This is a genomic window from Legionella quateirensis (assembly GCF_001467955.1).
GTDB lineage: Bacteria > Pseudomonadota > Gammaproteobacteria > Legionellales > Legionellaceae > Legionella > Legionella quateirensis.
The window spans coordinates 135,936-160,675 of sequence record NZ_LNYR01000001.1 but is presented as its reverse complement, the minus strand read 5'-3'; the positions used below and the strand labels follow the sequence as shown (position 1 = coordinate 160,675).

Sequence of the window (24,740 nt, the reverse complement as noted above, 5' to 3'; positions counted from 1 at the left end):
CCAGTTATTTATTACCAGCGCGTCTTTGCTTCCTCATTTTTTGTACGTATATTAAAGTCAAAACAGGCCCTGATAAGGCATAAATACTAAATCCGGCAAACAATACAATAGACGGATTCAAGGCTATAGCTACAAAGAGTATGATCAAAACCAACACATATAAAAAGGGAACTTTACCCTTAAAATCCACCTCTTTAAAACTATAATAACGTAAGTTACTCACCATGAGTACTGAAGCAAATAGTGCGAAAACCGCAGTTAAAACCGATATAAATAAATTATGCCATTCATTTTGATAACAAATCCAGGCAAAAGAAGCCATCACCGCAGCAGCAGGAGGACAGGGAAGCCCCTGAAAATAGCGCTTATCTGCAGTTTCCAGCTGGGTATTAAAACGTGCCAGACGTAATGCAACAGCAGCAGTGTAAACAAAGGCTACAAGCCACCCAAACTTGCCAAGTTGACTTAAAGTTAAATTATAAAGCATCAATGAAGGCGCCACGCCAAAAGTCACCATATCGGATAAACTGTCATATTGAGCGCCGAACTCAGTTTGCGTATTGGTTAAACGAGCGATGCGTCCATCAAGTCCATCGGCTATCATTCCAATAAACATTGCAATAACCGCGGCTTCATATTGCCCCTTCATTGAGGAGACTAAGGAGTAAAATGCTGCAAATAAGCTGGCAGTGGTTAATATATTTGGCAACAAATAAATCCCAGAATGACTTTCTTTTTTCATTCGCACTCAAACCTCATTAATATCAAAATCATGGACATGCTATCATAAAAGGGACAAAAACTACTATTGAAAACCTTTTTTAAACCTTTAATGAAAATAAAATGCGACAAAATAGATAAATATCCACACGGCTACACCACGATGATGTTATACTTAACATACTGTATTTATAATGCATAGATTTATGACCGAGCGAAAAAAGAAAACAATCATTATCGAAGGAGTAACTCCCCAAGGCAAAACTTTTCGTCCTCGAGACTGGGCTGAACGTATGAGTGGGTCTCTGGCGAGCTTTAAAAACAGCCGAATCTATTATTCACCGCTGTTACAACCCAGTGTAAACAGTGAAGGGTACCACTGTGTATTGCTTGATCCCAAACTAAAGGAATCAAGTCCTCAGGTATATCAATCCATCATGGATTTTGCTAAAGCAAATAATCTTAAGATTTGTGGCGAAGAAGAGTAATCATCAAATTTCTGTACTTAGCGTTTAGTGAAGATGGGATGTATCGGGTTGTATGATGCACAGAAGTGACTTTGCTCTAAAATCCCTGACTGGCTTTCACGGCTAAAGTCCAGGTAAGAAATTTCCCCAAAATATAATTTATCATGGCAATCGTATTATCAAAATTCATCGCAAAAATTCCTGCAATAATAAAAACCAATCCTTTAGGTCCTTCCTGAGTTCCTGGTTCGCTTGCATGAGCTACCAGTACACATCCTCTTACAAACCATAACACCCCTGCGGTACGTATAATGACACCCATTGAACTATAGATGTTGGGAGTGGGAGGTGGGCTGTACGTTAATACATTACCTACTCCAAAAGCAGTATTAGCCATAGTCTGCATGACTGTAGGTATGTAGATTAAAGCGGCTCCAAAAGCCAGATACATCATGGGGGTATACATTTTTTCCTGCGACGAAGATTGAGCTCTGTGGTCGCCAATTTTTTTTAATTTTCCAATCGCCTTCATTATGAATAAAATGCCCAATAGATAAGAGCCTCCCGTGATTAATCGCTGCACGGGATAGAGAGATTGGCTTAAATTGCCTAATATTGTAACTAAATCTAATGTGCTCATATGTTAATTATATGTTCTTAGCTCTTGCAATGCATAATTTTTCCCCTATATTAAGCACTTTATATTAAAAGTTGATGCACGTCATGCAAGTAAATACATTTCCTATTACCCTGGAAGAATCTTTTATGATTTCTCCTAAAGTAAAACATTTTATTTTTAAATGCGAATTAACCCCACCCTTCACCTATTTACCAGGACAATTTATTACAATTCATTTTGAACGCGATGGTAAAAGCTTAAAGCGTAGTTACAGTATTGCAAACGCTCCAGGGCAGGATAATCGTATCGAATTTGCGGCCGGATATTTTGAAGGCGGCCCAGGTACTGAGTTATTATTCAATTTAAAAAATGGAGAAACTATAAATATTAATGGTCCATTTGGACGACTTATATTTAAAGACGAACTTCCTGGTCGATATATTTTAGTAGCAACCAGTACCGGGACTACTCCATACAGAGCCATGCTTAAAGAGTTAAGTCAGCGTTTGGAGAGGAACCCGAATCTGCAAGTCGTTATCCTTCAAGGGGTCCAGCGAAGAGAAGAAATCCTCTATGCCGATGAATTTAGAGATTTTGCCAAATCCTACCCTCAAGCAACTTTTAGACCTTATTTAAGTCGCGTAGAGCACCATGATTTACAAGAGAATGAATTTAAAGGTTATGTGCAACATGCATTTCCCGAACTTAATTTAAATCCAGCCCATGATGTTGTTTATTTATGTGGAAATCCAGGTATGATCGATGATGCTTTTAATTATTTAAAAGATCATGGTTTTGCAATGCAGCAAATTGTACGTGAGAAATACATCTCACGTTAAACCTAAATTGCTATGTCTTACTAACGTTGTCAATCAGACAAAATGGCAACTTTCCGTAATTGAGGAGAATTATACATTATGAATTATGAAGAACTATCAAATACGATGGAGCAAATGCTACAGGATGGTAAAGGTATCTTAGCTGCTGATGAGAGTAACAGCACCATCGGGAAACGATTTGCATCGATTAACACAGAGAATACAGAGCAAAACCGCAGAGATTATCGTTTGTTGTTGGCTACTACTCCTGATTTGGAGCAATACATCAATGGAGTAATCCTGTTTGAAGAAACCTTTCATCAAAAAGATGATAATGGTACTCCTATAGCAGAAATATTTGCTCAAAAAGGAATTATTCCTGGTATTAAAGTGGATAAAGGATTGGTTGATTTACCGAACACTGAAAATGAGAAAGTAACACAAGGTCTGGATGGTTTAACTGAGCGTTTAGTAGAATTCAAAGCTTTGGGAGCCAAATTTGCCAAGTGGCGAAATGTTTATTCCATTTCCGAATTTACACCCAGTTTAACCGCTATAAAATCCGGTGCTGAAAATCTGGCTCGTTATGCAGCTGCCTGTCAATCTGCAGGTATTGTTCCAATAGTTGAACCCGAAGTATTAATGGATGGAAATCACAGTATCGAACAATGTGCAGAAGTATGCGAGATGGTGTTACATGAATTATTCCATGCATTATTCATCCATCAGGTTGAATTGGAACTTATTATTTTAAAACCCAGTATGGTTACTTGTGGGAAAGAAATTAAGCCCTTCAGTGAACCCGATGAAGTAGCCGATTTTACAATTAATGTATTCCGTAATAATGTGCCCGCATCTGTACCTACCATTAATTTTCTATCCGGCGGTCAAACACCACAGCAGGCAACAGCTAACTTAAACGCAATGAATATTATTGGTCATCAACCCTGGTTGTTAAGCTTCTCTTTTGGTAGAGCCTTACAGGAAGATTGTTTGAAAGTTTGGGAAGGGAAAAAAGAAAATACTGCCAGTGCTCAGGAAGCATTACTTAAAAGAGCTCGCTTGAACAGTATGGCTTGTCTGGGTGAGTATCAGGGTACTATGGAGTAACTTCACGCCCTTACCCCTCAAGATAAAGAATTTCTGTATTTAAAGTAGCCCGGATGAAGTGCGAAGCACGTAATCCGGGAAGTCCCGCGAAGCGGGAACCAACTAACAAGGTACCATGCTGCGCATGGACTTCCCGGATTGCGCTTTGCTCCATCCAGGCTACATTTGATTACCTCTTTAGCTTCGCGGCTAGGGGTAAAACGCCCGACCAACATTTTAGTTCAAAACAAAAATCTTATTACGATTTCGAAAGCAATTCAAAACGCGCATATAGAGGAAGATGGTCAGACAACATCCGCCACGGCTTACCTTGCAGGCAGGCAACCTCTTTTACTCTCATGCCTCTAAAATACACGCGATCAACACATAAAGCAGGTTTAATTGCCGGAAATGAACGTGCATGTTGTCCTTCAACGGTAACAAAAGCCTCTTCTATGCCTAAATCTTCAGCCAGGGTTTTAGAAATAATCGTGCGCCAGTCATTAAAGTCGCCAGCCATCAATAGCGGCTCATCGTGTGGAACCATATCTTTAATACGTTGCATCAAGGCTTTACATTGCTCTGCACGCTCCGCTTTAAATAGCCCTAAATGGATACACAACAAATGTATTGTCGCATTTCCGATGTTCAATTGAGTATGCAGTATCCCTCGTGAGGCTCTATTGATGGTTGAAAGATTAATACTCTCAAAACGCTCAAATGGATATTTACTTAAAATGGCGTTTCCATGATGACCTGATTGATACACTGCATTTTTTGCATAAATATAATGTGGCCATATATTTTCAGCGATGTATTCAAATTGTGGTGTGTCAGGCCAAGAATTAATTCGTTTCTCGCGTTTTCTGTGTTTTCCCTGAACCTCTTGCAAAAAAACAAAGTCTGGATTTAAGCCGGTAATCGCTTCTCGCATTTCTGGAAGCAAAAAACGGACAGCACCTACTCCAAAACCCTTATGAATATTGTAAGTTATTAGCGAAATGTTGGTTTCACCTTGTTGCATTTTAGTTATACCCTTTCCAGGTTTATAATCCAAGCATACCATCAACATGACAATAAAAATAACAAGTTCCTATAATTATAGCTCTCAGTATGAAGTATTAGTAAAAAATACTATAAAGAAATCACTGGATTTACATCACTACCCATGAGGTAATATGCTATGAATAGGACAAAAATTTAAGATGACACATGAAAACACTTGAACTGAGTATCCCTGGCTTAACCATAGCCTGTAAAGCATGGGGAAACCCTGAAAATCCACCTCTACTCGCACTTCATGGTTGGTTGGATAACGCCAATAGCTTCGATAATCTGGCACAATATCTTTGTAATGATTATTATTTTATTGCAGTAGATCTCCCTGGTCATGGACACTCTTCACACCTTCCGTTAAGCAGCAATTATCATTTTATTGATGGAATATTCACTATAGTCCAGATCATAGACGCATTAAAATTCCAAAAAGTTCATTTGTTAGGTCACTCTATGGGGGCTTGCCTTGGAAGTCTCTTAGCAGGCGTAGCTCCTGACCGTTTTTTATCTTTAAGCTTGATCGAAGGATTAGGTCCTTTCTCTTCTCCAGAAGAATCAGCATGCAAACAATTATCTAAATATCTGGAATCGCTTACTCAAACTCCAACAAAAAAAGTAAAAGGGTATCCTAAATTTGATAGCGCAGCGCTTGCTCGTGCCCTAAAAGGCTACGTGTCTTTAGATATAGCCAAGTCTCTATGTGAACGCGGCGTAAAAGAAGATAATGGTGTGTATTATTGGCGGCATGACCGACGATTATTGGATCCATCTCCTTTGCGAATGACTGAAGAGCAAATTCTTTCCTGCCTCAAAAACATTAAGGTAAATACCTGCTTAATTTGGGCTAGCAAAGGATTTTCATTTGATTCGGAACAGATGCAGAAACGAATTAAGGTAATTAAGCATTTAAAAATTGAACATTTGGAAGGTGGACATCATATTCATATGGAGAAGCCAGAAGCTGTTGGAACGCTTCTGGCTAATTTTTATAGAATGCAGTAATTAATTAACTTCTGTAAAACAGGATTGATAGTTAATTGTAACTTCACTCAATGACTTTTTAACATCGTCTAAATTGTAACCAAGATCTTTGGCTGCGCTTAACATACCACAACCACCTTCATCAAATGTTGAGTAAGGTGTCCAATAATCCTGATTCGCTTTCACCATAACATCAAAGGCTTTACGAATATTCCACTCAGGTTGATTGGCCAGTATATAGAACAGATGATTAAACACACCACTGGAGTAATGTACATCCAAACCACCATAATAATCATCAGCAACATCAATAGACATACCATCACGGCTTGGTTTGTCCATATAACGTAATGCGTCATAACCACTATCTTCTTTCATGATTTCAGGGCCAATTTGCCAGCTGCTCTTGCCTGCAGAATAATATTCCGCTGCTTGAGCCGCCATATCAGAAAATGCTTCATTCATACCACCTGATTGACCGAAATACTCCAGTCCAGAATGTTGTTCAGTGAAACCATGGCTGATTTCATGCGCGCCTACGCCTAGTGAAACTAATGGATACATCATGGTATCACCATCACCAAACGTCATTTGTTTTCCATCCCAGTACGCATTTTCATAACCAAAACCATAATGAACTCGCATAACCAATTGCATTGGAGATCCATCAGACTTGGTTAATGCTTCAAGACCATACCAATCATGATACATATGCTTGATTACATATCCGGCATATAAAGCATCATTTGTTGGTGATGAAGCGCCATTATCTCTATCGTACCCATCTGCTGAATATCCAGTAAAATAGGTATTGGATTGGTTGGTTGGATCTGTTTTACAGGAAAACTGCATCGGTTTGTTGTTTGAATAATATTTATGACCCATATCAACTACTTTAACATTGGTATTTTCCATAAAACACATTTCAGTGGAGTTATCACGGCTCAACTCTAATAAAGGCAAATCTTTACCAAACTGATATTCGCCAATTTTACGATTGCCGCCAAAACCAATTCCGTTTGCAGCGGATAATCCAGTTTTCACATCATCCCATTGAACAAAAGGCTTATTCGTTTCTGCATCAAGAATTGCTGTTGGACGCTCAGGAATTCTATCGTCATGACTTACAAACACACTCACTTTATAAGCCCAGTGTGCATTATTTTTGTCATCAATATAAACCATAGGTGTAACTTGCTCTTCACTGACTCGCTTATTAGCGTATTTATTTTTAAATTGTTGTAATGCTATCGTAGCATTTTTAACAAAAGAAACCTTTGGTTGACCTAGTTCAGCTTGAAGGCCTTGATAAACTACACCATTCATCTGAACATCAGCTTTGGCATTAGCTAACAACTTGGCTGAATGCATACTGTGCATAATGGCATAACCACCAAAAACAGGGAAACCAGCATATTGTTGTTGCATGCGAACGTGAGTAACTTTATTGTTATCTGTATGTTGTCTGATAAATTGTAAACTATCAGTAGCAACTGCAGCGCCTTTTAAAGCACCGGGAGTGGATAATTGAAATTTTTGCTTTAGTTCAGCAATAGAAGACTTCTGCAGAGGCATAGGCTCCGCTGCTTTTACCGGTGAAGCAATACCTAAAGCTAAAGCAACAGCCAGAGGTGACAGATAATAATTTGGGTGCATTGATTCTAACTCCTTAAACTTAATTCGCATGTGACAACTCTTCCTGGAGCGCCCATGTTGTTATATAACCCTATAATTTTTTAGTCAGATCGCCAAAGTACCAATTAACTAAAATACCTTGGTAGCATGTGCTATTTTCAAACTTCAAAATCAAGGATGATCCAAACTTGGCTTATACTGAATGAATTATATGGCTCATTCAACACATAGCTGTTTCAATTAACTTATTGAAATAATGACCAATATTTTAATTACAACAGACAGTTAACCAACTTAGTTTTTTTCAAAATGTAAAAACATTTTTCCAAACTTTTCAAAGCTAGCATAGTTTTATCATTTTTGAAATTAATATTTATAGCGTGACAAAAATCTCCAAAATAAATACATGTATAACTATTTGTATACAATTCAGAGAAGAACGGTATAGATTTTACATGAAATATGCTGCATTAACAAAGATAGGTCAATTTCTATACATCAAGATATCCTGCATTATTTCATTCTTATAAGAACCTGATCAGGGGTCACTTTATCTCCTTTTTGACAAAACACATCCAAAATCACCCCATCCCGAGTGGCTTGTATTTCGGTTTCCATCTTCATTGCTTCAAGAACCAGAACTGGTTGACCGCGTTTCACCTGATCGCCGGCACGAACATGCACCGCTATAATAGTACCGGGGATGGCTACTGTGATGTCGCCGGGGCCTAATCGAGATTTAACAGATGGATTTGCTATATCCTCAAGCTCTGCGCGTTGCACCACTACTTCTTCTGGAACTCCATCAACCCATAAAAAGCACGATTGTTGCCCCTGTTCTGCCGTTCCAAACCCTGCAACCTTTACGTGGTAACTCTCACCATGGAAAGCGATATCAAACTCTGATAATGCTTTTTTGTCGGTAGAACCTGATTCTGGCAACAAAAGCTCCGGAACCAATTTATCATTGTTACGTTGCTCCAAAAATTGACGACCTATTTCCGGGAACATGGCATAGATCAGTACGTCTTCATCACACAGCGCCAGCTCATCAACTTCCTTTCGTAATTGATCTAATTCATTAGGTAACAAGTCAGCAGGTCTTACATCAATTACATCAGTATTCCCAATCGCTTTTTTGCATAAGGCGGAGCTGATTTTACCTGGAGCCATTCCGTATTTACCCTGACAATACAATTTCACTTCATTTGTGATCGTTTTATAGCGTTCCCCAGTAAGTACATTAATGACAGCCTGTGTTCCAACAACCTGCGAAGTTGGTGTAACCAAAGGCGGATAACCTAAATCCTTACGTACTTTTGGAATTTCCAAGTGAACAGCATCGATTTTATCCAAAGCGTTTTGTTCTTTAAGCTGACTGTATAGATTGGATATCATGCCACCTGGAACTTGGTACAGTTGAACGCGCGGATCAATGTCTCTCGCCTCACTTTCAAACTGGGCGTATTTTTTACGAACCTTTTTAAAATAATCATCAATTTCCAATAAAAGACCCAGATCGAGCCCAGTGTCGTAATCAGTGCCTGCAAATGCGGCGACCAATGCTTCTGTGGGTGGATGAGATGCTCCGCCGGAAAACGACGAAATTGCTGTATCAATATGCTGGCAACCTGCTAATACCGCTTCATAATGACATGTGGTCGCCAAACCAGAAGTTGCATGACTGTGCAGATGTACCGGCAAATGAGTCGCTTCAGATAATCCGCGAAAGAGTTCTACGGTAGCGAATGGAGTTAACAAACCAGCCATATCCTTTATGGCAATACTGTCGCATCCCATTTCTGCCAGCGACTTACCGAGATCTAAAAAATTATCGAGGGTATGAACGGGGCTGGTAGTGTAACAAATGGTGCCTTGAGCATGTTTTTTATGTAACTTAACTTCATCAATGGCAACCTTTAAATTACGTGGATCATTTAAAGCATCAAAAATACGAAATACATCAACGCCGTTATGTGCTGCAGATTTAATAAACGCCTTAACCACATCATCAGCATAATGCCGATAACCTAGTAAATTCTGTCCTCTCAATAACATGGATAATTGTGTATTGGGCAATGCTTGACGCAATAATCGCAACCGAACCCAAGGATCTTCCTTTAAAAAACGCAAACATGAATCAAAAGTTGCGCCGCCCCATACTTCCATGGCCCAATAGCCAACCTGATCCATTTTACTGCAAACAGGTAACATATCCTCAGTCCGCATACGGGTAGCGATCAAACATTGATGTGCATCACGCAGTGTAACGTCTGTTATATAAGTTTTAACCATGAAACAGTCTCTATATAAGTCTATGAAAAAACAATAACATAAACGAAACAGCAGAGCACCTCGTAAATGCCCGATAAATTCAAATCATATCAATGAGATGTTTCATTTTCGCTCCTTGCTCTACTTCAAATAATGAAGCTAACATGCGGAGATCTTGCCGATATCCTCGAAGATATATAGACAAATTCTCAAAGATAGGGCAAAATCTGCCAAAATCAGACTACACTTAAGTCTAATGAAAAAAATTCTTGTTCTACATGGCCCCAATCTGAACCTTTTAGGTACTCGAGAACCATCAGTTTATGGCGCTACTTCATTGAGTCAGATAAATGCTGACTTACTCAGTGAGGCGAAGAGTGCAGGCATACAGTTAACCTGCTACCAAAGCAATACTGAAGGAGCATTAATTGATGCCGTTCACCAGGCAAAAAGTGACAAAATTGATTACATTATTATCAATCCTGCGGCATTTACCCACACCAGCGTGGCCTTACGCGATGCGCTGAGTGCCGTTGCAATACCATTTATAGAAGTTCACATCAGCAATATTTATACCCGTGAAACCTTTCGTCATCATTCCTATTTTTCTGATATAGCTGTAGGTATTATCAGTGGTCTTGGTGCGCAAGGTTATTTATTAGCATTAAAAGCAATTATTGAAGAATTAAAGTAGAGAGATAAAATAATGGATATTCGTAAAATCAGAAAACTAATCGAATTGCTGGAAGAAACTGGCATTTCTGAAATTGAAATTAAAGAAGGTGAAGAATCGCTACGACTTAGTCGTCATAGCAGTGTTACCATGGAGTCCCCTCAGGTTCGCTATGTTGCTCCTCCAGCGCAGCAACAACATATACCTGGATCAGCTCCAACGGCCCCATCAACGCATCATCCTGAAAGCAAACCAGCCACAGCTGTTTCATCAGGACATAAAATTCGTTCACCGATGGTGGGAACCATGTATACTTCTCCGTCACCAGAAACTCCTCCTTTTGTAACTCTGGGCCAATCCGTCAAAGTCGGTGATACCTTATGCATTGTTGAAGCCATGAAAATGTTCAATGAAATTGAAGCGGATCGCGCCGGTAAAATCGTAGAAATATTAGTGAACAACGGGGAACCAGTTGAATACGATCAGGCATTGTTTATTATAGAATAGTGAGAAGTGTCTATGCTCAGTAAAATAGTTATTGCGAATAGAGGTGAAATTGCACTTCGTATATTACGTGCTTGTAAAGAGCTTGGCATTCAAACTGTTGCGGTACATTCAGATGTCGATAAAGATTTGTTGCATGTCCGCCTTGCTGATGAAACCGTTTGTATCGGGCCTGCTCCTGCACAAAAAAGTTATCTGAACATCCCTGCTATAATATCCGCAGCAGAAATTACTGATGCTGTAGCGATTCATCCGGGATATGGATTTTTATCAGAAAACGCTGATTTTGCCGATATAGTAGAACAAAGCGGTTTTCGATTTATTGGACCAAGAGGCGATACTATTCGCTTAATGGGCGATAAAGTATCCGCAATTGCTGCCATGAAAAAAGCTGGCGTACCCTGTGTTCCTGGTTCTGATGGTCCGTTAAGCGATGACGATAATCGCAATCTGGAAATTGGTCGTACCATTGGCTATCCAGTAATTATTAAAGCTGCTGGCGGTGGCGGTGGTCGCGGGATGCGTGTTGTGCACAGCGAATCTAATTTATTAAGTGCTATAGCCCTTACCCGAAGTGAAGCTAAAGCCGCTTTTAACAATCCCATCGTCTACATGGAAAAATTTCTTGAAAATCCAAGGCACGTAGAGTTTCAGGTTCTCGGAGACGGTAAGGGTCATGCCATTCACCTGGGTGAACGTGATTGCTCCATGCAAAGACGGCATCAAAAGGTTATTGAAGAGGCTCCTGCTCCAGGCATTACAGCAGAATTACGGAAAAAAGTAGGTGATTCGGTTATCAAGGCCTGTAAAGATCTTCAATACCGTGGCGCAGGCACTTTTGAGTTTTTATATCAGGACGGTTGTTTCTATTTTATAGAAATGAATACACGTATTCAGGTGGAACATCCTGTCACCGAAATGATTACCGGAATCGATTTAATCAAGGAACAAATCAAGATTGCCAGTGATATTCCTCTTTCCCTGACTCAGGAAGATATTAAATTCCGCGGACATGCTATTGAATGCAGAATTAACGCGGAAGACCCGAAAACCTTTATGCCATCACCTGGAACCATAAAGTTACTTCATCAGCCTGGTGGTCCAGGAATACGTTTTGACTCACACATCTACAGCAGTTATACCGTACCCCCTAATTATGACTCCATGATAGGTAAACTCATCAGTTATGGTGAATCGCGATCAGAGGCTATAGGCAGAATGCGGAATGCTCTGGATGAAATAATCATTGATGGGATTAAAACCAATATTGAATTACATCAGCGTATTCTACATGACAAATCTTTTATAGATGGTGGAACAAATATCCACTATTTGGAAAAAATGCTGAAGGATTAATATGGTGTGGTATCAATTAAAAATAGAACATTGTCCAAGTGAAGAAATCGAACAAATCAGCGAGGAGCTTGAAGAGTCAGGAGCGTTATCCATTATGCTCACTGATAAAAACGACAATCCCGTGTTAGAACCTGAACCAGGCACTACTCCATTATGGCCGGAAGTTATTATTCAAGCACTCTATGCTCAGGCAGAACATGCTCAGGAAGCTAAAAATACGCTAACCTTGAATCGACCTCCTCTGGAGTGCAGTATTGAAGTGCTGGCTGATAAAGACTGGGAAAGAGCCTGGATGGATGATTTTAAGCCACAACAATTTGGTACCCGCTTATGGATTTGCCCCACCTGGATGACTCCACCCGAACCAGAAGCAGTCAATTTAATGCTGGATCCCGGATTAGCCTTTGGAACAGGAACACATCCAACCACCGCGCTCTGTTTAACCTGGTTGGAGCAGGCTGATCTTAACAATAAAACACTAATCGATTATGGATGTGGTTCTGGAATCCTTTCATTGGCGGCGGTAAAGCTTGGGGCTCAACATGTGGTTGCTGTAGATATAGACAATCAAGCGTTGCAAGCCACCCAAAATAATGCCTTGACGAATGACATTACAGATCAGCAACTATCTATTAGCTTTCCTGAAGCGCTGCAGGATCCAGTAGATTTGATCATCGCGAATATACTATTAGCACCACTAATTTCCCTGAGCGATCGTTTTTATCAACTGCTGAATCATGGAGCAGAATTGGTAGTATCAGGAATTTTGACAGAGCAAGCCGACTCACTTATAGAAGCATATAGAGATGTGTTCACCCATGTCAAAACTCATCATCTGGATGGATGGTCTTTATTGGTTTTTACACGCAAGTAATTCAGGTTCAATAAGGGTAAATTATAATGACCAAACAACAGGTTCTTACACCATTTCAGCCCAAAAGAGCATTGATCAGTGTTTCTGATAAAAAAGGAATCATAGAACTTGCCCAAGTGTTACATCAGCAAAAGATCGAAATAATCGCTACAGGAAATACAGCAGCGGTGCTTCGAGAACATGGACTACCGATTACGGAAGTCAGTGAATGTACCGGTTTCCCTGAAATAATGGATGGCCGGGTAAAAACCCTGCACCCCGCTATTCATGCTGGCTTACTTGCCCGAGGTGAACAGGATAAAAAAGTTCTGGCACAACTCAATATTCAACCTATTGATTTGCTGATAGTCAACTTATATCCTTTTGAACAAATCATCAGTCGGCCGGACTGTGATTTTAATAAAGCAATTGAGCATATTGATATCGGTGGACCTACTATGGTTCGAGCTGCAGCTAAAAATCACGCTCATACCTATGTTATTGTTGCTCCTGATGATTACTCTGAACTGATCCACTACCTGGAAGCAAAAAAGGCACCCTCACATTGGGGATTCACTTTAGCGAAAAAAGCATTTGCCCATACAGCTGCATACGATGCTGCAATTACGAACTATTTAACTACTTTAGATGAACAATGTACACCAAGCGGATTTCCTGACGTCCTTACCTGTCAATTTAATAAAGTAAGTGAACTTCGTTATGGGGAAAATCCACATCAGCAGGCAATATTTTATGCTGATAGAAACGTTACATCAGGATCTTTAGGCTCTGCAACCCTGGTTCAGGGTAAGCAATTGTCCTATAACAATATTCTGGATGCCGATGCAGCCCTTGATTGTGTTAAATCCTTTCCAATGGACAAGCCGATTTGCGTTATAGTCAAACATGCAAATCCATGTGGGATTGCACTAAGTGATATCTCTCTAAATGCCTACCTGAGAGCATTTCAATGTGATCCTTTATCAGCTTATGGCGGCATTATCGCGTTTAATCGAATGCTGGATGCAGATACAGCCAAAGCCATTATTGAAAAACAGTTTGTAGAAGTGATCATCGCTCCTGAAGTGAGTAATGACGCAAAGAAAATACTCTCTACCAAGGAAAACATCCGCATTCTTGCGACGGGATCCTGGCGAGTTGACAATGAATTCAGACTGAATATGAAAAAAGTGGATGGGGGTTTGCTTGTTCAGGAACATGATTCTATATCAATGGTCCATTGTGAACTTAAAACAGTAACCGCCAATAAAACAACAGAACAACAAATGAACGATTTATTGTTTGCCTGGCTGGCAGCAAAACACGTCAAATCAAATGCCATAGTTTATGCTAAAGACGAAGCGACTATAGGCATAGGTGGAGGACAAACAAGCCGGGTAATGAGTGCGCGAATCGGAATATGGCAGGCAGAGCAAATGGGGTTTAGTACAAAAGGCAGTGTTATGGCTTCAGATGCATTTATACCCTTTACAGATACTGTTGAGATTGCTGCCCAAGCCGGAGTTTCCGCGATCATCCAACCCGGGGGATCCATCAGAGATGAGCAAATCATAGCGTGCGCAGAAGAACACGGTATCACCATGGTATTTACCGGTACTCGCCACTTTAAACACTAGATCTCCCTCATCACCCTGGATAAACAGTGTTCAACTGATTTATTAAGCCCGGCTGCAGCAATATCTGAAAAGTGGGCTTGACTAACTTGAACAAATAGCAGTATATAACGTATCATCTTATTTTTAACTGAAGCTTTTGCGATTGCAGCGATGAATTTCTTGTAAACGGTCTTCGAGGGTAGTTGGGAGATCTTAATGTCTGCAAAAAGAACGGTACGTGCTGTACCTAAAGCTTTTTCTGACATTGTTATGTGACTTCGTCCTTTAACAGACAGTTTCACAGGAAGTCAAATGCATGGTCAAAACTCTTTTGGAGCAAACTCATGACAGCTGAGCATTATCCGGCCTCACTTGTCAGTCGTCTTGCAATTTCGGGACCCGCACTTGTTCCGCAGGGATACTATCGTTCCAAACTTTTTATAGCGCCTTTTTCCAGCAATTCGTTGGTTGCTGCCGCAGGACCGTTATTGTCCTTACTCGAACGACTATGTTTAAGTCCCAGCCTACCACCAATTGAAAATATAAGAGACAATATAGAGCATGAATTACGTGCTTTTCACAGCAAACTGGACGCGTCCAAGTATCCACTGGATCTCATCAGCATCGCGCAATATCTAGTATCAGCTACTATTGATGAAATTTTGGGTAAGAGTTACTTGAGAATTTATAACCAGGCAGCTGAATTTAAATCATTTACTCCCTTAACAAGTGATGGAGCTCAGCCGCAGCAACGTTTTTTTGAAATACTGAATTACATCAAAGAAAGACCGAACCAATTTCTTGATTTAATAGAGCTGGTTTATTTTTGTCTGATTGCCGGATTTGAAGGTGAATATCATTTAAGAGCTGATGGCCGTCAAGTATTGGATAACACGATTGAAGATTTGTATCAAATCATTCAACAATACCGATTCAATAAACCCCATCGCCTGTTTAATGAAAATCCCCTACCAAAAACCATTAAGAAAAACTATAAAGCTTCAGTGATTACCGCTATTATCGCGGTAAGTTTTGTAGCGCTTGCATTCTTAACCAGCCACATAGTGTTAGAAAACAAAGCGAAAACCCTATTATTTGGACACACCCAACTTGCAATGCTGGATGACTAATGGATAATTCTTTACGCGCATTATGTGATGCTATAAAAAAAATACTTGCTCAATTAAAACCTCAAAGCAATCAACTTTCCTTCATTCTTATTACAGGAAACAACGAACAGGGAAAATCGGCGCTCTTAAAACAAAGTGCTATGGAAGTAATGCCTGTATTCAGCGAACAGAATGCAAAAATTTACTTTAATCAACAAGGAATTATTGTTGAACTTGGTGAAAGTTGGCTTACAAACAGCAAAACACTATTACAAAATACCCTAAAACAGTTAAATCGATGCAATCGTCACCTCAGAATTACAGGATTAATTTTATGTGTTGACGTCAATGATTTATTAATTGCTGAACCAACCGCTTTTACGGAAAAAAGAAAATCACATTTACATTTATTAGAACGGCTGGGCACTAATCTGGGCTATCAAGTTGAGCTCGCGTTAATATTCACAAAAATGGATACCCTGGCAGGATTCACTGAATTTTATCAAATGGATCATGCAACTGAATTATCAAAACCTTTAGGTTTTTCTCTGGATTGTATTAATCAGACACGTAAAAAAATTGAAATGTACTCACAACAATTCAATCATTTAATTGAACAGCTCAGTCATCAGGTCATTTCCAAGATGCACCCAGTACGTTCAACGATAAAACGAAGTTTAATTCGTGAGTTTCCACTTCAATTATCCAGCTTGGGTGCGCCAATACAAGCCTTGATTCAAGGAGTATCGCCCAAACTGTTCCATCTGCACTCTCTTTATTTCACGAGCGCGGAACAAGGTGGAGTCAGTATCGATCGATTAAATAAAAAAATTCAACATGAATATGCCCTGATTGTTCAGGATACCTTTCCACAAGCTACCAATTACAGAGCCTATTTTGTTGAGGGAGCATTGAAATCCATCCAGGAGCAATGCAGTCAGGTTCCCCAAATCAGAACAGTTTCTCAAAAACCAATAATTGCTATCGCTTCAAGTATCGCTGTTTTCAGTTTACTATTACTCAGTTACAACCATTACAAAACAGCTCATTTATTGGATGAAACCAGTAAAGAATTATTGGCTTATGATACATTAAAGAGTCAAGGACATAATGGGGCTCAGGCTTTATACCACCTGTCGAAAGCTGCGGACAGTATGGAGCATATCTCCGCGAACTCAGTATCGCTCCCTACTGTCCATCAATTAAAATTGAATTTACATAATAACGCAAAGCATAAACTTGAAGGTGAATTTCTTCCCTCATTAACTAATGAACTGGAACAAGTCATCACCAGCCCGAGCAATACTCCGATAACTCGCTATAAAGCATTAAAAATCTACTTGATGCTTGGACAATCAGAGCATTTTTCAGAAATTGAAGTTTATAATTGGTTTAAACAGCAATGGCAAAAAGCTCCGGATTCAAATAAAAATCAATTAATATTATTAAAAAATACGTTAAGCAAACCACTGAGTAATGTACAGATAAGGCCGCAGGTTATCAGTGACGCACGAAATTACCTGAATGCACTTCCTACAAGCTATTTATATTACTCCATCGCGAAAGAATCATTCCCTGTAGCAAAACAAAAAATCGCCGTTGAAGGATTTAATTTATCGACAAATGAGTTACCGGTATATTTCACTAAAACCGGTTTTGCGACAGTAATTAAAGATATTCCCAATATTAGTAGTAAACTTCAAGCGGAAAATTGGGTTCTAGCCCGACAGGATTTGGCACAACTCAATAATTTATTAATTCAGGCCTATTGTTTTGATTATGTGACCTGGTGGCAAATGTTTATAAAAAAATCGCAACCTTTGCATTATCAGGATTATCAACAAGGTCGCCAGATTGTAAAATCGCTACAACAATCAGATGCGATTGCCAAACTGATTGCTCTGGTTCAACAAGAAACAAAACCTGATTTGTCAGATAACGGCACGTCTAATTTCAATCAATTTGTAGCACATAAATTTACTGATTTAAATTTAACGAGCAGTACCAGCATTAAAGAGTTAGGTTTACGAATCAATGAACTGGAACATTTTATCTCCACATTATCGGTTGTAACAGATGGTGGTAAAACAGCATTTTCATTAACAAAATCCAGATTTATTAATGAAAACTCCACGGATCCTGTAAGCGCTCTCTTTATGCAATCCCGTCAGTTACCTGAGCCACTCAGTTCATGGGCAAAACAGTTGGCCGGTGACACTTGGGTTATTCTCATCAAAGACACCAGGCAATACATCAATCAACAATGGCAACAGACCGTTTATAGAGAATTTCAAAATACGATAGCCCAGCGTTATCCTTTTGATTCCCGACAAAATCAGGAAATTCAAATAAAAGATTTTAATCATTTCTTTTCAACTCATGGTGTATTAAACACATTTTCTGAGCAATATATTAAGCCCTTTCTGGATGTATCCAGCGCTGAATGGAAAACGAAATCAGTGAATGATTTTGTAATGCCTATTTCCAATGATGCAATAGATGAAATCATCCGCGCCAATATTATTACTAATATGTTTTTCCCTGCTCATAGCGACGAAAGTAAAATTGAATTCAGTTTACAGAAGATTAGTCTTGATCCTGTAGTTGCCAGTTTGAACCTTGAAATCGGCAGCATTAAATTAACAGATACTCAAAACAGCGAATCGTTTATTCAATTTACCTGGCCGCAAAATAATGCCAAATTAGCATTAGATTCTATTGAAGGAAATCACTATGAACTTGCTGAACAAGGTACTTGGGCGATATTTAAATTATTAGAAAAAGTTAATGTCCTGGTTGATGAACAGGACAGTTCAAGTCTACAAATTCTTTTTGAAGTGAACAGTAATTCAGGCCGGTATTTGCTAAAAACAAATAACCAGGTGAATCCTTTCACTCCAGGAATTTTAAACGGTTTTTCACTAAATGAAGCCATTGTCTAAATCATTTATTTGACTTATCTGTTAATAGCAATACATATTATGAAATTCATTTTCAGTTACTAAATTGAATATTCAAGGGAGCACAAGGATGCGTTTTCCGATAGTGGCGTCGTTATGTATTTTGGTCATTAACCTGGTTGGATGTGAACAGGTTGCATTAATGTCAACACCCCCCAAACAAGCTAAAGCATCAAAGGATAAACTGGCCATTCAGGCAAAGCACCTCTTCTGGAATTCATTACATCATGGTCGTTATCAGGATATTCCCAAAGTAAGCTATTTATTAACCGCAGCCTATCTTGAAAATCCTGATGATTCTCAATTAGCAGCCTATTTAGGCTTCACTCATATATGGAACATTACCGAACGCTCTCGAGTCAACGATCAATCGCCATTAATTACCAATGAAATTGTGTTATCGAAAAAGTATTTTCTTGATGCCTTGGAGCTTGATCCACACAACCCTATTTATCAAGGATTTTATGGTGATACCCAACTGATTGAAGGTCAAATTTATCAAGATAAACAAGAAGAAGTGAGAGGATATTTTACCCTAAAAAAAGCGATTCACGAATGGCCTCAATTTAATTATTTTACTGCAGGATATCCTATGAGTAGTCTTCCAGCAGATTCTGATCATTTTAAAGAAGGATTAACCTGGCAATGGAAGACACTGGATTTATGTACTGGAACCAAAATCAATAGAAAAAACCCCGACTATCATTCTTTTATGAATAAGGAAATTCATACCGGTCAACAAAGAGCCTGTTGGAACTCAAGTATTGCCCCACATAATTTTGAAGGCTTTTTCATGAATATGGGGGATATGCTCATTAAATCGGGGGATGTAGAAACCGGTATAATAATATACAAGAACGCGAAACTCTCTAAAACCTACAGTCTCTGGCCATATAAAAAGATGTTGGAACAACGCATTTTACATGCACGGGAAAATGCAGTTACTTTTAATAAGATATCACCCCCTCCCGGCAAAGATATCTTGTTTAAATCGGGTTATGGCTGCGTTATATGCCATCAAAAATAAGAACAATACAATTTCTACTGCATAAAAACAGGCTACTCTGAATACAACTTATAATCTGAATAAGAACGCATACTATGAATCAAAAAGAAAGATACAGTATTATTGCAGGTTTGTATGGTAATACCTTGGAGTGGTATGATTTCATCCTCTACGCCTGTTTTGCCCCGGTTTTTGCGGAACTTTTTTTTCCGTCTGAAATTCATTTTATTTCTCTACTCGCTACATTCAGTCTTTTTGCTATAGGATTTATTATGCGCCCAGTTGGCGGCGTACTTATAGGGCACTATGCCGATTACTTTGGAAGACGAAAAGCTCTGATTCTCTCTATGTCGATCATGACGCTGACAACCACTTTAATTGCTTTTGTGCCGGATTATAACTCCCTGGGACTGGCAGCCCCCATCATATTCTCTATGTTAAGGCTTATTCAAGGGCTGGCTGTAGGAGGCGAACTTCCAGGTTCTACTACCTATCTGATTGAACATATGTTTGAACACAAACGTGGGTTTGCAGGAAGTCTGGTTTTAAGCAGCGCTTTTTTAGGAATATTTCTAGGCGCATTGATTGCTTCAATAGTCAGTTCCTTTTACTCAGGTAACTCTCTAGTGCAGTCAGGATGGAGATATACTTATTTACTAGGTGGAATTCTAGGAATTATTGGTATTTTTTTACGATTGAAAAGCAGCGAATCACCTACTTTTCAACAAAAAGCCCATGCACAAGATATCCCAATAAAAATTATTTTCACTCAATATAAAAAACAGCTTTTTAAAGCGGTTATGATTACCAGCATCCTGGCCATGTCAAATTATCTACTGATAGCCTATGTCACCACCTATTTAGTGAAATATCAAGGGTTTCTATTACATGATGCCTTATTAATCAATCTATTGGCTCTTTTGGCATTAACGATATTTATTCCAATTATGGGTTATATATCCGATGTTGTTGGAAGAAAGCCGGTCTATTTATGCGGTTTAATCACACTATTACTGTTCATCTTTCCATTTTTCTTATTATTACTCAGTAAAAACTGGTGGCATGTGCTGTATTGTGAACTGTTATTGGCACTGATTCTGGCGCCTATAAACGCAACTGTTCCAACCATGTTGGCTGAGATGTTTCCAACCAGTATTCGAGCCAGTGGGATCTCAACTGGCTACAATATAGGTCAAGCCCTCTTTGGGGGTACTATGCCTCTGGTTGCTTTCTCATTAATTGAACTGTCTGATAACCAATTAGCACCGGCCTGGTATCTGTGCTTTTGGGCAATAATCGTCCTGGGCACAACCTGTTACGTTCGTGAAACCTATAAAAAGAATCTGAATTAGAAGTGTGCGTTGTCAACATACCCAATTCGTTCAAAGGAGAATAAACAGTACTAGTGCAACGTTGTACTAGGTTCCAAAACCATTCCGCTTATGTCGCTGGGTAAATTCATTGATTAATCCCATAATTATGGATTTCTTAACGGGCCAACCTTGCAGAACTGTTGCATTCATTTTTACACAATGTTCACTGAACCATGGACTTAGCTGAAATAGAATTATGGGCATTTTAGCCATTGTACACTGAGCAAACTCCTCTTGGACTTTTTTGGAGCACAAATTTCCTTGAGTGTAGCATTGCATCAAATCATCCAGCACCATTCGCCAGTTAGAGGGGGGCTCAACACCCAAAAATGATTTATTCATAATTTGCGGGAAAGCAGAATTCTTGATCCAATCCAAATGCTGACCATTAATTTCATGAGTACAGAAATCCTGATCTATGGAATGACTTAACTCCGTAGCTAAGGACATGAGTTTCTGAATATCAGGGCACTCGACAGCATATAAAATACTTGCTGATAACGAGGTTACAATAGATAAAAAGATAGTGTGCAGAAGCTTCATTTCACTATACTCTGCACCATTTCTTATCCAATTTTAACGGGTAGCGATTTAATATTGGGATCTTTTGCATACGCTTCCAATATATCGGTTACCAGTTGATCAATAGCTCCATCCCGCTCATCATCTTCAATTAAACCGACTTGTTCTTTCATTGTTGCCAATCGCGCTTCTAATTCCTTAGCAATAGAACCATTAGGAAACAGCGCAGCAAGCAATCTTCTGGCCTCAGAAGGCCCTAAATGACGGTATAAATGGTTTCTAACTGTCGCATCTTCAGCAGTCGTACTAAATGCCCATAGCTCTACAGGCCCGAGTGTTAAAGTCAGTAATTGGACATTCACTCCTGATTTGGTAGCAAATTGCGCAAGGAAGGTAGCCCCACCTAGGCGAGGCCCATGCACTCTATTTCGTAAAGCTACTTTTGCAGTTTCAGAAAGTCCAAAGATTTCAGTGGTTTTCTCAATTGCTTGCGATGGACCAGCGTCCATAATATATATAGCTGTCGCGAAATCAATCATTACCGGATCAAAGTCGTCTACAGATTGTGATAGTAAAGATATCTGGACTTTCCACTTTCGCCCTTCCCGCATGTCGATAATGACCTGTTCGCGGACTGCAGCGGATTTAGAGGTTCGATGGAACTCATCATAAACGATACGTTTATGATCCTCTCTTATCTCCAGAACTCGTTGTTTATGATACTCCTTATATTGTTCCGGTATATTATTCAAACTTTCCTCAGTTAAATAATAATGCCGCGCCAATACGTACCGCGCCAGCATATACATCACAGCGGTCTGTCGGTCTGCTGCGTCACCACCACTCTTCGCGACTTCATCAAGATCCAGAGATACTACACGAGCATCTCCAATATCAAAGCTGCTTACACGTGACAAGATTGGGTACTCACGTACTGCAGATGAGATCATTCTAGAAAATGCGTTAATTAGTGATTCACCAGTAGGCGCAGTTACTTTTTCATACAAGTCCTCAATCGAAGAGGATCTACAAATCGATGCAGCATCTGCTAACAAAGGCATAGCATAGCGTTGTGCCAACATCGCCTCATGAACAAATCCTGCTGAATACAGAGAGTCTGTAACTTCCCACCAGGTAGATTTCGAATCACGTACGAATCCGATTTCTTCTAATATACTGTCGATAAATTCCTCAACACCCGGTGCATAAGGTGTCGGATTAAATTCATCGGCCATACTTTTATAAAGTTCATCTACCACCATACCAGCCAAATCTGGCATACCGTCATAAGGTTTTATCGCACCTAATGGCGTGGTCAGCAAGGTAATAAAATTCACTAAAAAGGACCGTTCCAATGCTGTTGGATAACGACATCCCAATTGAGTATCAAATGGGTTTATAGAATATTCAGGGGTCATTCGCAAACGATGATAAGCGACCAAATGACGTTTGGATGCCGGTAACGCTTCCTTCAATAATGAAATCAATCCACTACTTGATGGCCCTATATCAATAATGGCAATTCGAGGTAAGCGGGTTAATCCACCAGATAAGCAAAGAGCCAAATTGAGGGCATTGGATAACACTGATTTTCCTGAACCAGGACGAGCATATACCAAATCAATCCATGTTGTCTGTTCTGTTGATCCTGGCTGGAAAGGCCAAGGTTTACCATCAGGCGATCTAAATAGTAAAGCACCAGTTTTCCAAGGTGATGCGGGGCGAGTAATAGGCAACATAGAGATCACGCTTGATAATGGCGCAACAGTAGGCACTGCTGCACTATTCATTGTTGTTGCGAGCATTGTTGAGACAAACCCAGCGAATGGATCGCCGCAAATTTCAGATACGTCCGTTGAACCCCAGCCTTGTATTGCTTTGACTAATTCTGAACTTCTTCGTCTGAGCAAAGGTTCGTTTCCTTCATATGCCCAGGTAGTTGCAACTACTCTTAAGCGAACTATAGCTTCGTCGGTATTGAGCTGTAGATATTTTAACAAGTTTACCGAATCACTGATTAGTCGATTTTGCGCTGAACTAAAACTCAATATGGCTGATAAAAGACCTTTGAGTTTAATTGTACTTAAACCCTCGCTTTCAATTAAGAACGCAATTCTCCAGGGAACATGGGATGGAAGTATCCGTGAAAATAGCGTGATAAAGGGCCTTACATCTTTTGGAAACAAATCAATATAGGTAGACGCATAGATTTTATCACCTACTCGAACTGTTCTTAAATCAATGACTTCTGCATCTCTGGGGATAACCTGTTTGGCTAAAGAGGGCCATAGCAAATCTGAAGGGTCTCCCTCAAAACTGTTCACTTCACGAACAGGTAACTTATCCCCCGGTAAAGTTGCGCGCCAGTTATCAGCAGTATAATCAGGATCAGCTGTCATACGAATAGCATGAATTGCTTCATGCACGTCTAAAAGTTTGGCAAAAACACGTAATGCATCCAGATCATTCATGATGGATCGTACATAAGCATCATGGGTATCTCGTAATTCAGGTACTGCAGCAAAAATGGTCTGAGAATTTTTGAATGGAGGTATTTTATTGTCTTTAATAAATTTCCCTTTAGCTTTAGCAGATATCTTCAATTGATCATTAGAAAGATTAAATGGGCGAGTAATTAACACAAAATACACTCGCTCTTCAGCGCAATATTGTGCTAAATAATCAACACGCTCATCAAACAAATCGCCTAAGTTAAGATCAAGCCGTTTTGCTGTGGCTTCTGCTGGGCTATAGATATCCTCGATAACTTTTTTAATATTTTGTTTGTCATGACTGAAATATACTTGCAGAGCATGGCCTGGTCTACCCATAGCAGCCTGAAACGCGTTATTTAACCCTCCAACCAAACGTTCGAATTCTTCTGTTCCTGCCAGTGCAGTAACCCCTTCAATTTTAATAATTGAAAGTAATGAACCATCATGGTTTACCAGTACAGTAGGACTGTCTGCAGTTTCCAAATCAACATACGACTCTGTCGTCTGTTTAAGAGAAGTGCTTAACCAGGCAAAGAAGGTATCTATACCCTCAAAAAACGATTCTGACCATTTCGCCATCCCTTATCCCCAATTTGTATTTATTTGACGACTGA

21 protein-coding genes are annotated in these 24,740 nt (G+C 39.5%); 13 read left to right on the top strand and 8 right to left on the bottom strand.

Going from position 1 to position 24,740, the window contains the following annotated elements; genetic code table 11:
* Positions 1-4 precede the first annotated feature (4 nt).
* Positions 5-742 (bottom strand): CDP-diacylglycerol--serine O-phosphatidyltransferase, encoded by a 738-nt coding sequence (gene pssA, locus Lqua_RS00835; protein ID WP_058472452.1) that lies wholly within the window; start codon positions 740-742, stop codon positions 5-7.
* A 184-nt stretch (positions 743-926) separates the two neighbouring features.
* Between pssA and Lqua_RS00830 the strand changes: the two genes are divergently transcribed.
* A complete protein-coding gene (locus Lqua_RS00830; RefSeq protein WP_058472418.1) occupies positions 927-1,208 on the top strand; it encodes a DUF3579 domain-containing protein in 282 nt (93 codons plus the stop codon).
* 76 nt (positions 1,209-1,284) lie between these two features.
* Here the strand turns inward: Lqua_RS00830 and Lqua_RS00825 are convergent, their stop codons facing one another.
* Positions 1,285-1,827: a hypothetical protein gene (locus tag Lqua_RS00825; RefSeq protein WP_058472417.1), complete on the bottom strand. Its 543-nt coding sequence runs from the start codon at positions 1,825-1,827 to the stop codon at positions 1,285-1,287.
* Positions 1,828-1,910: 83 nt separating this feature from the next.
* On the opposite strand from Lqua_RS00825, the gene Lqua_RS00820 reads away from it, so the two are divergent.
* Positions 1,911-2,645, top strand: a complete 735-nt coding sequence (locus tag Lqua_RS00820) for a ferredoxin--NADP reductase (protein WP_058472416.1) — start codon at positions 1,911-1,913, stop codon at positions 2,643-2,645.
* Positions 2,646-2,723: 78 nt separating this feature from the next.
* Positions 2,724-3,734: a class I fructose-bisphosphate aldolase gene (locus Lqua_RS00815; protein ID WP_058472415.1), complete on the top strand. Its 1,011-nt coding sequence runs from the start codon at positions 2,724-2,726 to the stop codon at positions 3,732-3,734.
* 238 nt (positions 3,735-3,972) lie between these two features.
* Here the strand turns inward: Lqua_RS00815 and Lqua_RS00810 are convergent, their stop codons facing one another.
* The gene (locus Lqua_RS00810) at positions 3,973-4,737 is read right to left on the bottom strand and encodes an endonuclease/exonuclease/phosphatase family protein (protein ID WP_058472451.1); all 765 of its coding nucleotides are present in this window, start codon (positions 4,735-4,737) and stop codon (positions 3,973-3,975) included.
* A 188-nt stretch (positions 4,738-4,925) separates the two neighbouring features.
* Here Lqua_RS00810 and Lqua_RS00805 point away from each other — a divergent pair, with 188 nt between their 5' ends.
* On the top strand, positions 4,926-5,771 hold the full coding sequence (locus Lqua_RS00805; protein ID WP_058472414.1) for an alpha/beta fold hydrolase: 846 nt from the start codon (positions 4,926-4,928) through the stop codon (positions 5,769-5,771).
* On the opposite strand, the gene proA is transcribed toward Lqua_RS00805, so the two are convergent.
* The gene (gene proA, locus Lqua_RS00800) at positions 5,772-7,406 is read right to left on the bottom strand and encodes a zinc metalloprotease ProA (protein WP_058472413.1); all 1,635 of its coding nucleotides are present in this window, start codon (positions 7,404-7,406) and stop codon (positions 5,772-5,774) included. It lies immediately after the preceding gene.
* A gap of 492 nt (positions 7,407-7,898) precedes the next feature.
* Entirely contained in the window at positions 7,899-9,680 is a 1,782-nt protein-coding gene (gene oadA / locus Lqua_RS00795; RefSeq protein WP_058472412.1) for a sodium-extruding oxaloacetate decarboxylase subunit alpha, read from the bottom strand.
* Positions 9,681-9,915: 235 nt separating this feature from the next.
* Here oadA and aroQ point away from each other — a divergent pair, with 235 nt between their 5' ends.
* The 5 genes from aroQ to purH are packed head-to-tail and all read left to right on the top strand — an operon-like array spanning position 9,916 to position 14,682.
* Complete coding sequence (gene aroQ, locus Lqua_RS00790; RefSeq protein ID WP_058472411.1) at positions 9,916-10,353, top strand: type II 3-dehydroquinate dehydratase; 438 nt, start codon at positions 9,916-9,918, stop codon at positions 10,351-10,353.
* A gap of 12 nt (positions 10,354-10,365) precedes the next feature.
* Complete coding sequence (accB, locus tag Lqua_RS00785; protein ID WP_058472410.1) at positions 10,366-10,839, top strand: acetyl-CoA carboxylase biotin carboxyl carrier protein; 474 nt, start codon at positions 10,366-10,368, stop codon at positions 10,837-10,839.
* A gap of 12 nt (positions 10,840-10,851) precedes the next feature.
* A complete protein-coding gene (accC, locus tag Lqua_RS00780) occupies positions 10,852-12,192 on the top strand; it encodes an acetyl-CoA carboxylase biotin carboxylase subunit (RefSeq protein ID WP_058472409.1) in 1,341 nt (446 codons plus the stop codon).
* Positions 12,193-12,196: 4 nt separating this feature from the next.
* Positions 12,197-13,066: a 50S ribosomal protein L11 methyltransferase gene (gene prmA / locus Lqua_RS00775; protein WP_058472450.1), complete on the top strand. Its 870-nt coding sequence runs from the start codon at positions 12,197-12,199 to the stop codon at positions 13,064-13,066.
* 26 nt (positions 13,067-13,092) lie between these two features.
* A complete protein-coding gene (gene purH / locus Lqua_RS00770) occupies positions 13,093-14,682 on the top strand; it encodes a bifunctional phosphoribosylaminoimidazolecarboxamide formyltransferase/IMP cyclohydrolase (protein WP_058472408.1) in 1,590 nt (529 codons plus the stop codon).
* On the opposite strand, the gene Lqua_RS00765 is transcribed toward purH, so the two are convergent.
* The gene (locus tag Lqua_RS00765) at positions 14,679-14,927 is read right to left on the bottom strand and encodes a hypothetical protein (RefSeq protein ID WP_058472407.1); all 249 of its coding nucleotides are present in this window, start codon (positions 14,925-14,927) and stop codon (positions 14,679-14,681) included. The two genes, purH and Lqua_RS00765, sit on opposite strands and share 4 nt — an antisense overlap.
* A gap of 78 nt (positions 14,928-15,005) precedes the next feature.
* On the opposite strand from Lqua_RS00765, the gene icmH reads away from it, so the two are divergent.
* The 4 genes from icmH (at position 15,006) to Lqua_RS00745 (ending at position 21,088) form a co-directional block, all read left to right on the top strand.
* The gene (gene icmH, locus Lqua_RS00760; RefSeq protein WP_058472406.1) at positions 15,006-15,791 is read left to right on the top strand and encodes a type IVB secretion system protein IcmH/DotU; all 786 of its coding nucleotides are present in this window, start codon (positions 15,006-15,008) and stop codon (positions 15,789-15,791) included.
* Positions 15,791-18,712, top strand: coding sequence for a type IVB secretion system protein IcmF (icmF, locus tag Lqua_RS00755; RefSeq protein WP_058472405.1), 2,922 nt, complete (start codon positions 15,791-15,793; stop codon positions 18,710-18,712). The genes icmH and icmF overlap by 1 nt, the downstream gene beginning before the upstream one ends.
* A gap of 88 nt (positions 18,713-18,800) precedes the next feature.
* A complete protein-coding gene (locus tag Lqua_RS00750; RefSeq protein WP_058472404.1) occupies positions 18,801-19,757 on the top strand; it encodes a hypothetical protein in 957 nt (318 codons plus the stop codon).
* A 74-nt stretch (positions 19,758-19,831) separates the two neighbouring features.
* A complete protein-coding gene (locus tag Lqua_RS00745; RefSeq protein ID WP_058472403.1) occupies positions 19,832-21,088 on the top strand; it encodes an MFS transporter in 1,257 nt (418 codons plus the stop codon).
* Between the two features lie 66 nt (positions 21,089-21,154).
* On the opposite strand, the gene Lqua_RS00740 is transcribed toward Lqua_RS00745, so the two are convergent.
* Both Lqua_RS00740 and Lqua_RS00735 read right to left on the bottom strand, forming a co-directional pair.
* Positions 21,155-21,652 carry a hypothetical protein gene (locus Lqua_RS00740; protein ID WP_058472402.1) on the bottom strand — a complete coding sequence of 166 codons (498 nt, stop codon included), beginning with the start codon at positions 21,650-21,652 and terminating at the stop codon, positions 21,155-21,157.
* Between the two features lie 23 nt (positions 21,653-21,675).
* Positions 21,676-24,705, bottom strand: coding sequence for a type IV secretion protein IcmB (locus tag Lqua_RS00735; protein WP_058472401.1), 3,030 nt, complete (start codon positions 24,703-24,705; stop codon positions 21,676-21,678).
* Between the last annotated feature and the right edge of the window lie 35 nt (positions 24,706-24,740).

What these genes read in the sequence shown, in the direction of transcription:
- accC (WP_058472409.1), top strand. Translation starts at nt 10,852, where the DNA reads ATGCTCAGTAAAATAGTTATTGCGAATAGAGGTGAAATTGCACTTCGT.
- Lqua_RS00765 (WP_058472407.1), bottom strand. Translation starts at nt 14,927, where the DNA reads ATGTCAGAAAAAGCTTTAGGTACAGCACGTACCGTTCTTTTTGCAGAC.
- pssA (WP_058472452.1), bottom strand. Translation starts at nt 742, where the DNA reads ATGAAAAAAGAAAGTCATTCTGGGATTTATTTGTTGCCAAATATATTA.
- Lqua_RS00830 (WP_058472418.1), top strand. Translation starts at nt 927, where the DNA reads ATGACCGAGCGAAAAAAGAAAACAATCATTATCGAAGGAGTAACTCCC.
- icmF (WP_058472405.1), top strand. Translation starts at nt 15,791, where the DNA reads ATGGATAATTCTTTACGCGCATTATGTGATGCTATAAAAAAAATACTT.
- accB (WP_058472410.1), top strand. Translation starts at nt 10,366, where the DNA reads ATGGATATTCGTAAAATCAGAAAACTAATCGAATTGCTGGAAGAAACT.
- Lqua_RS00820 (WP_058472416.1), top strand. Translation starts at nt 1,911, where the DNA reads ATGCAAGTAAATACATTTCCTATTACCCTGGAAGAATCTTTTATGATT.
- Lqua_RS00745 (WP_058472403.1), top strand. Translation starts at nt 19,832, where the DNA reads ATGAATCAAAAAGAAAGATACAGTATTATTGCAGGTTTGTATGGTAAT.
- proA (WP_058472413.1), bottom strand. Translation starts at nt 7,406, where the DNA reads ATGCACCCAAATTATTATCTGTCACCTCTGGCTGTTGCTTTAGCTTTA.
- Lqua_RS00815 (WP_058472415.1), top strand. Translation starts at nt 2,724, where the DNA reads ATGAATTATGAAGAACTATCAAATACGATGGAGCAAATGCTACAGGAT.
- icmH (WP_058472406.1), top strand. Translation starts at nt 15,006, where the DNA reads ATGACAGCTGAGCATTATCCGGCCTCACTTGTCAGTCGTCTTGCAATT.
- Lqua_RS00740 (WP_058472402.1), bottom strand. Translation starts at nt 21,652, where the DNA reads ATGAAGCTTCTGCACACTATCTTTTTATCTATTGTAACCTCGTTATCA.
- Lqua_RS00805 (WP_058472414.1), top strand. Translation starts at nt 4,926, where the DNA reads ATGAAAACACTTGAACTGAGTATCCCTGGCTTAACCATAGCCTGTAAA.
- purH (WP_058472408.1), top strand. Translation starts at nt 13,093, where the DNA reads ATGACCAAACAACAGGTTCTTACACCATTTCAGCCCAAAAGAGCATTG.
- Lqua_RS00735 (WP_058472401.1), bottom strand. Translation starts at nt 24,705, where the DNA reads ATGGCGAAATGGTCAGAATCGTTTTTTGAGGGTATAGATACCTTCTTT.
- Lqua_RS00810 (WP_058472451.1), bottom strand. Translation starts at nt 4,737, where the DNA reads ATGCAACAAGGTGAAACCAACATTTCGCTAATAACTTACAATATTCAT.
- oadA (WP_058472412.1), bottom strand. Translation starts at nt 9,680, where the DNA reads ATGGTTAAAACTTATATAACAGACGTTACACTGCGTGATGCACATCAA.
- Lqua_RS00825 (WP_058472417.1), bottom strand. Translation starts at nt 1,827, where the DNA reads ATGAGCACATTAGATTTAGTTACAATATTAGGCAATTTAAGCCAATCT.
- aroQ (WP_058472411.1), top strand. Translation starts at nt 9,916, where the DNA reads ATGAAAAAAATTCTTGTTCTACATGGCCCCAATCTGAACCTTTTAGGT.
- Lqua_RS00750 (WP_058472404.1), top strand. Translation starts at nt 18,801, where the DNA reads ATGCGTTTTCCGATAGTGGCGTCGTTATGTATTTTGGTCATTAACCTG.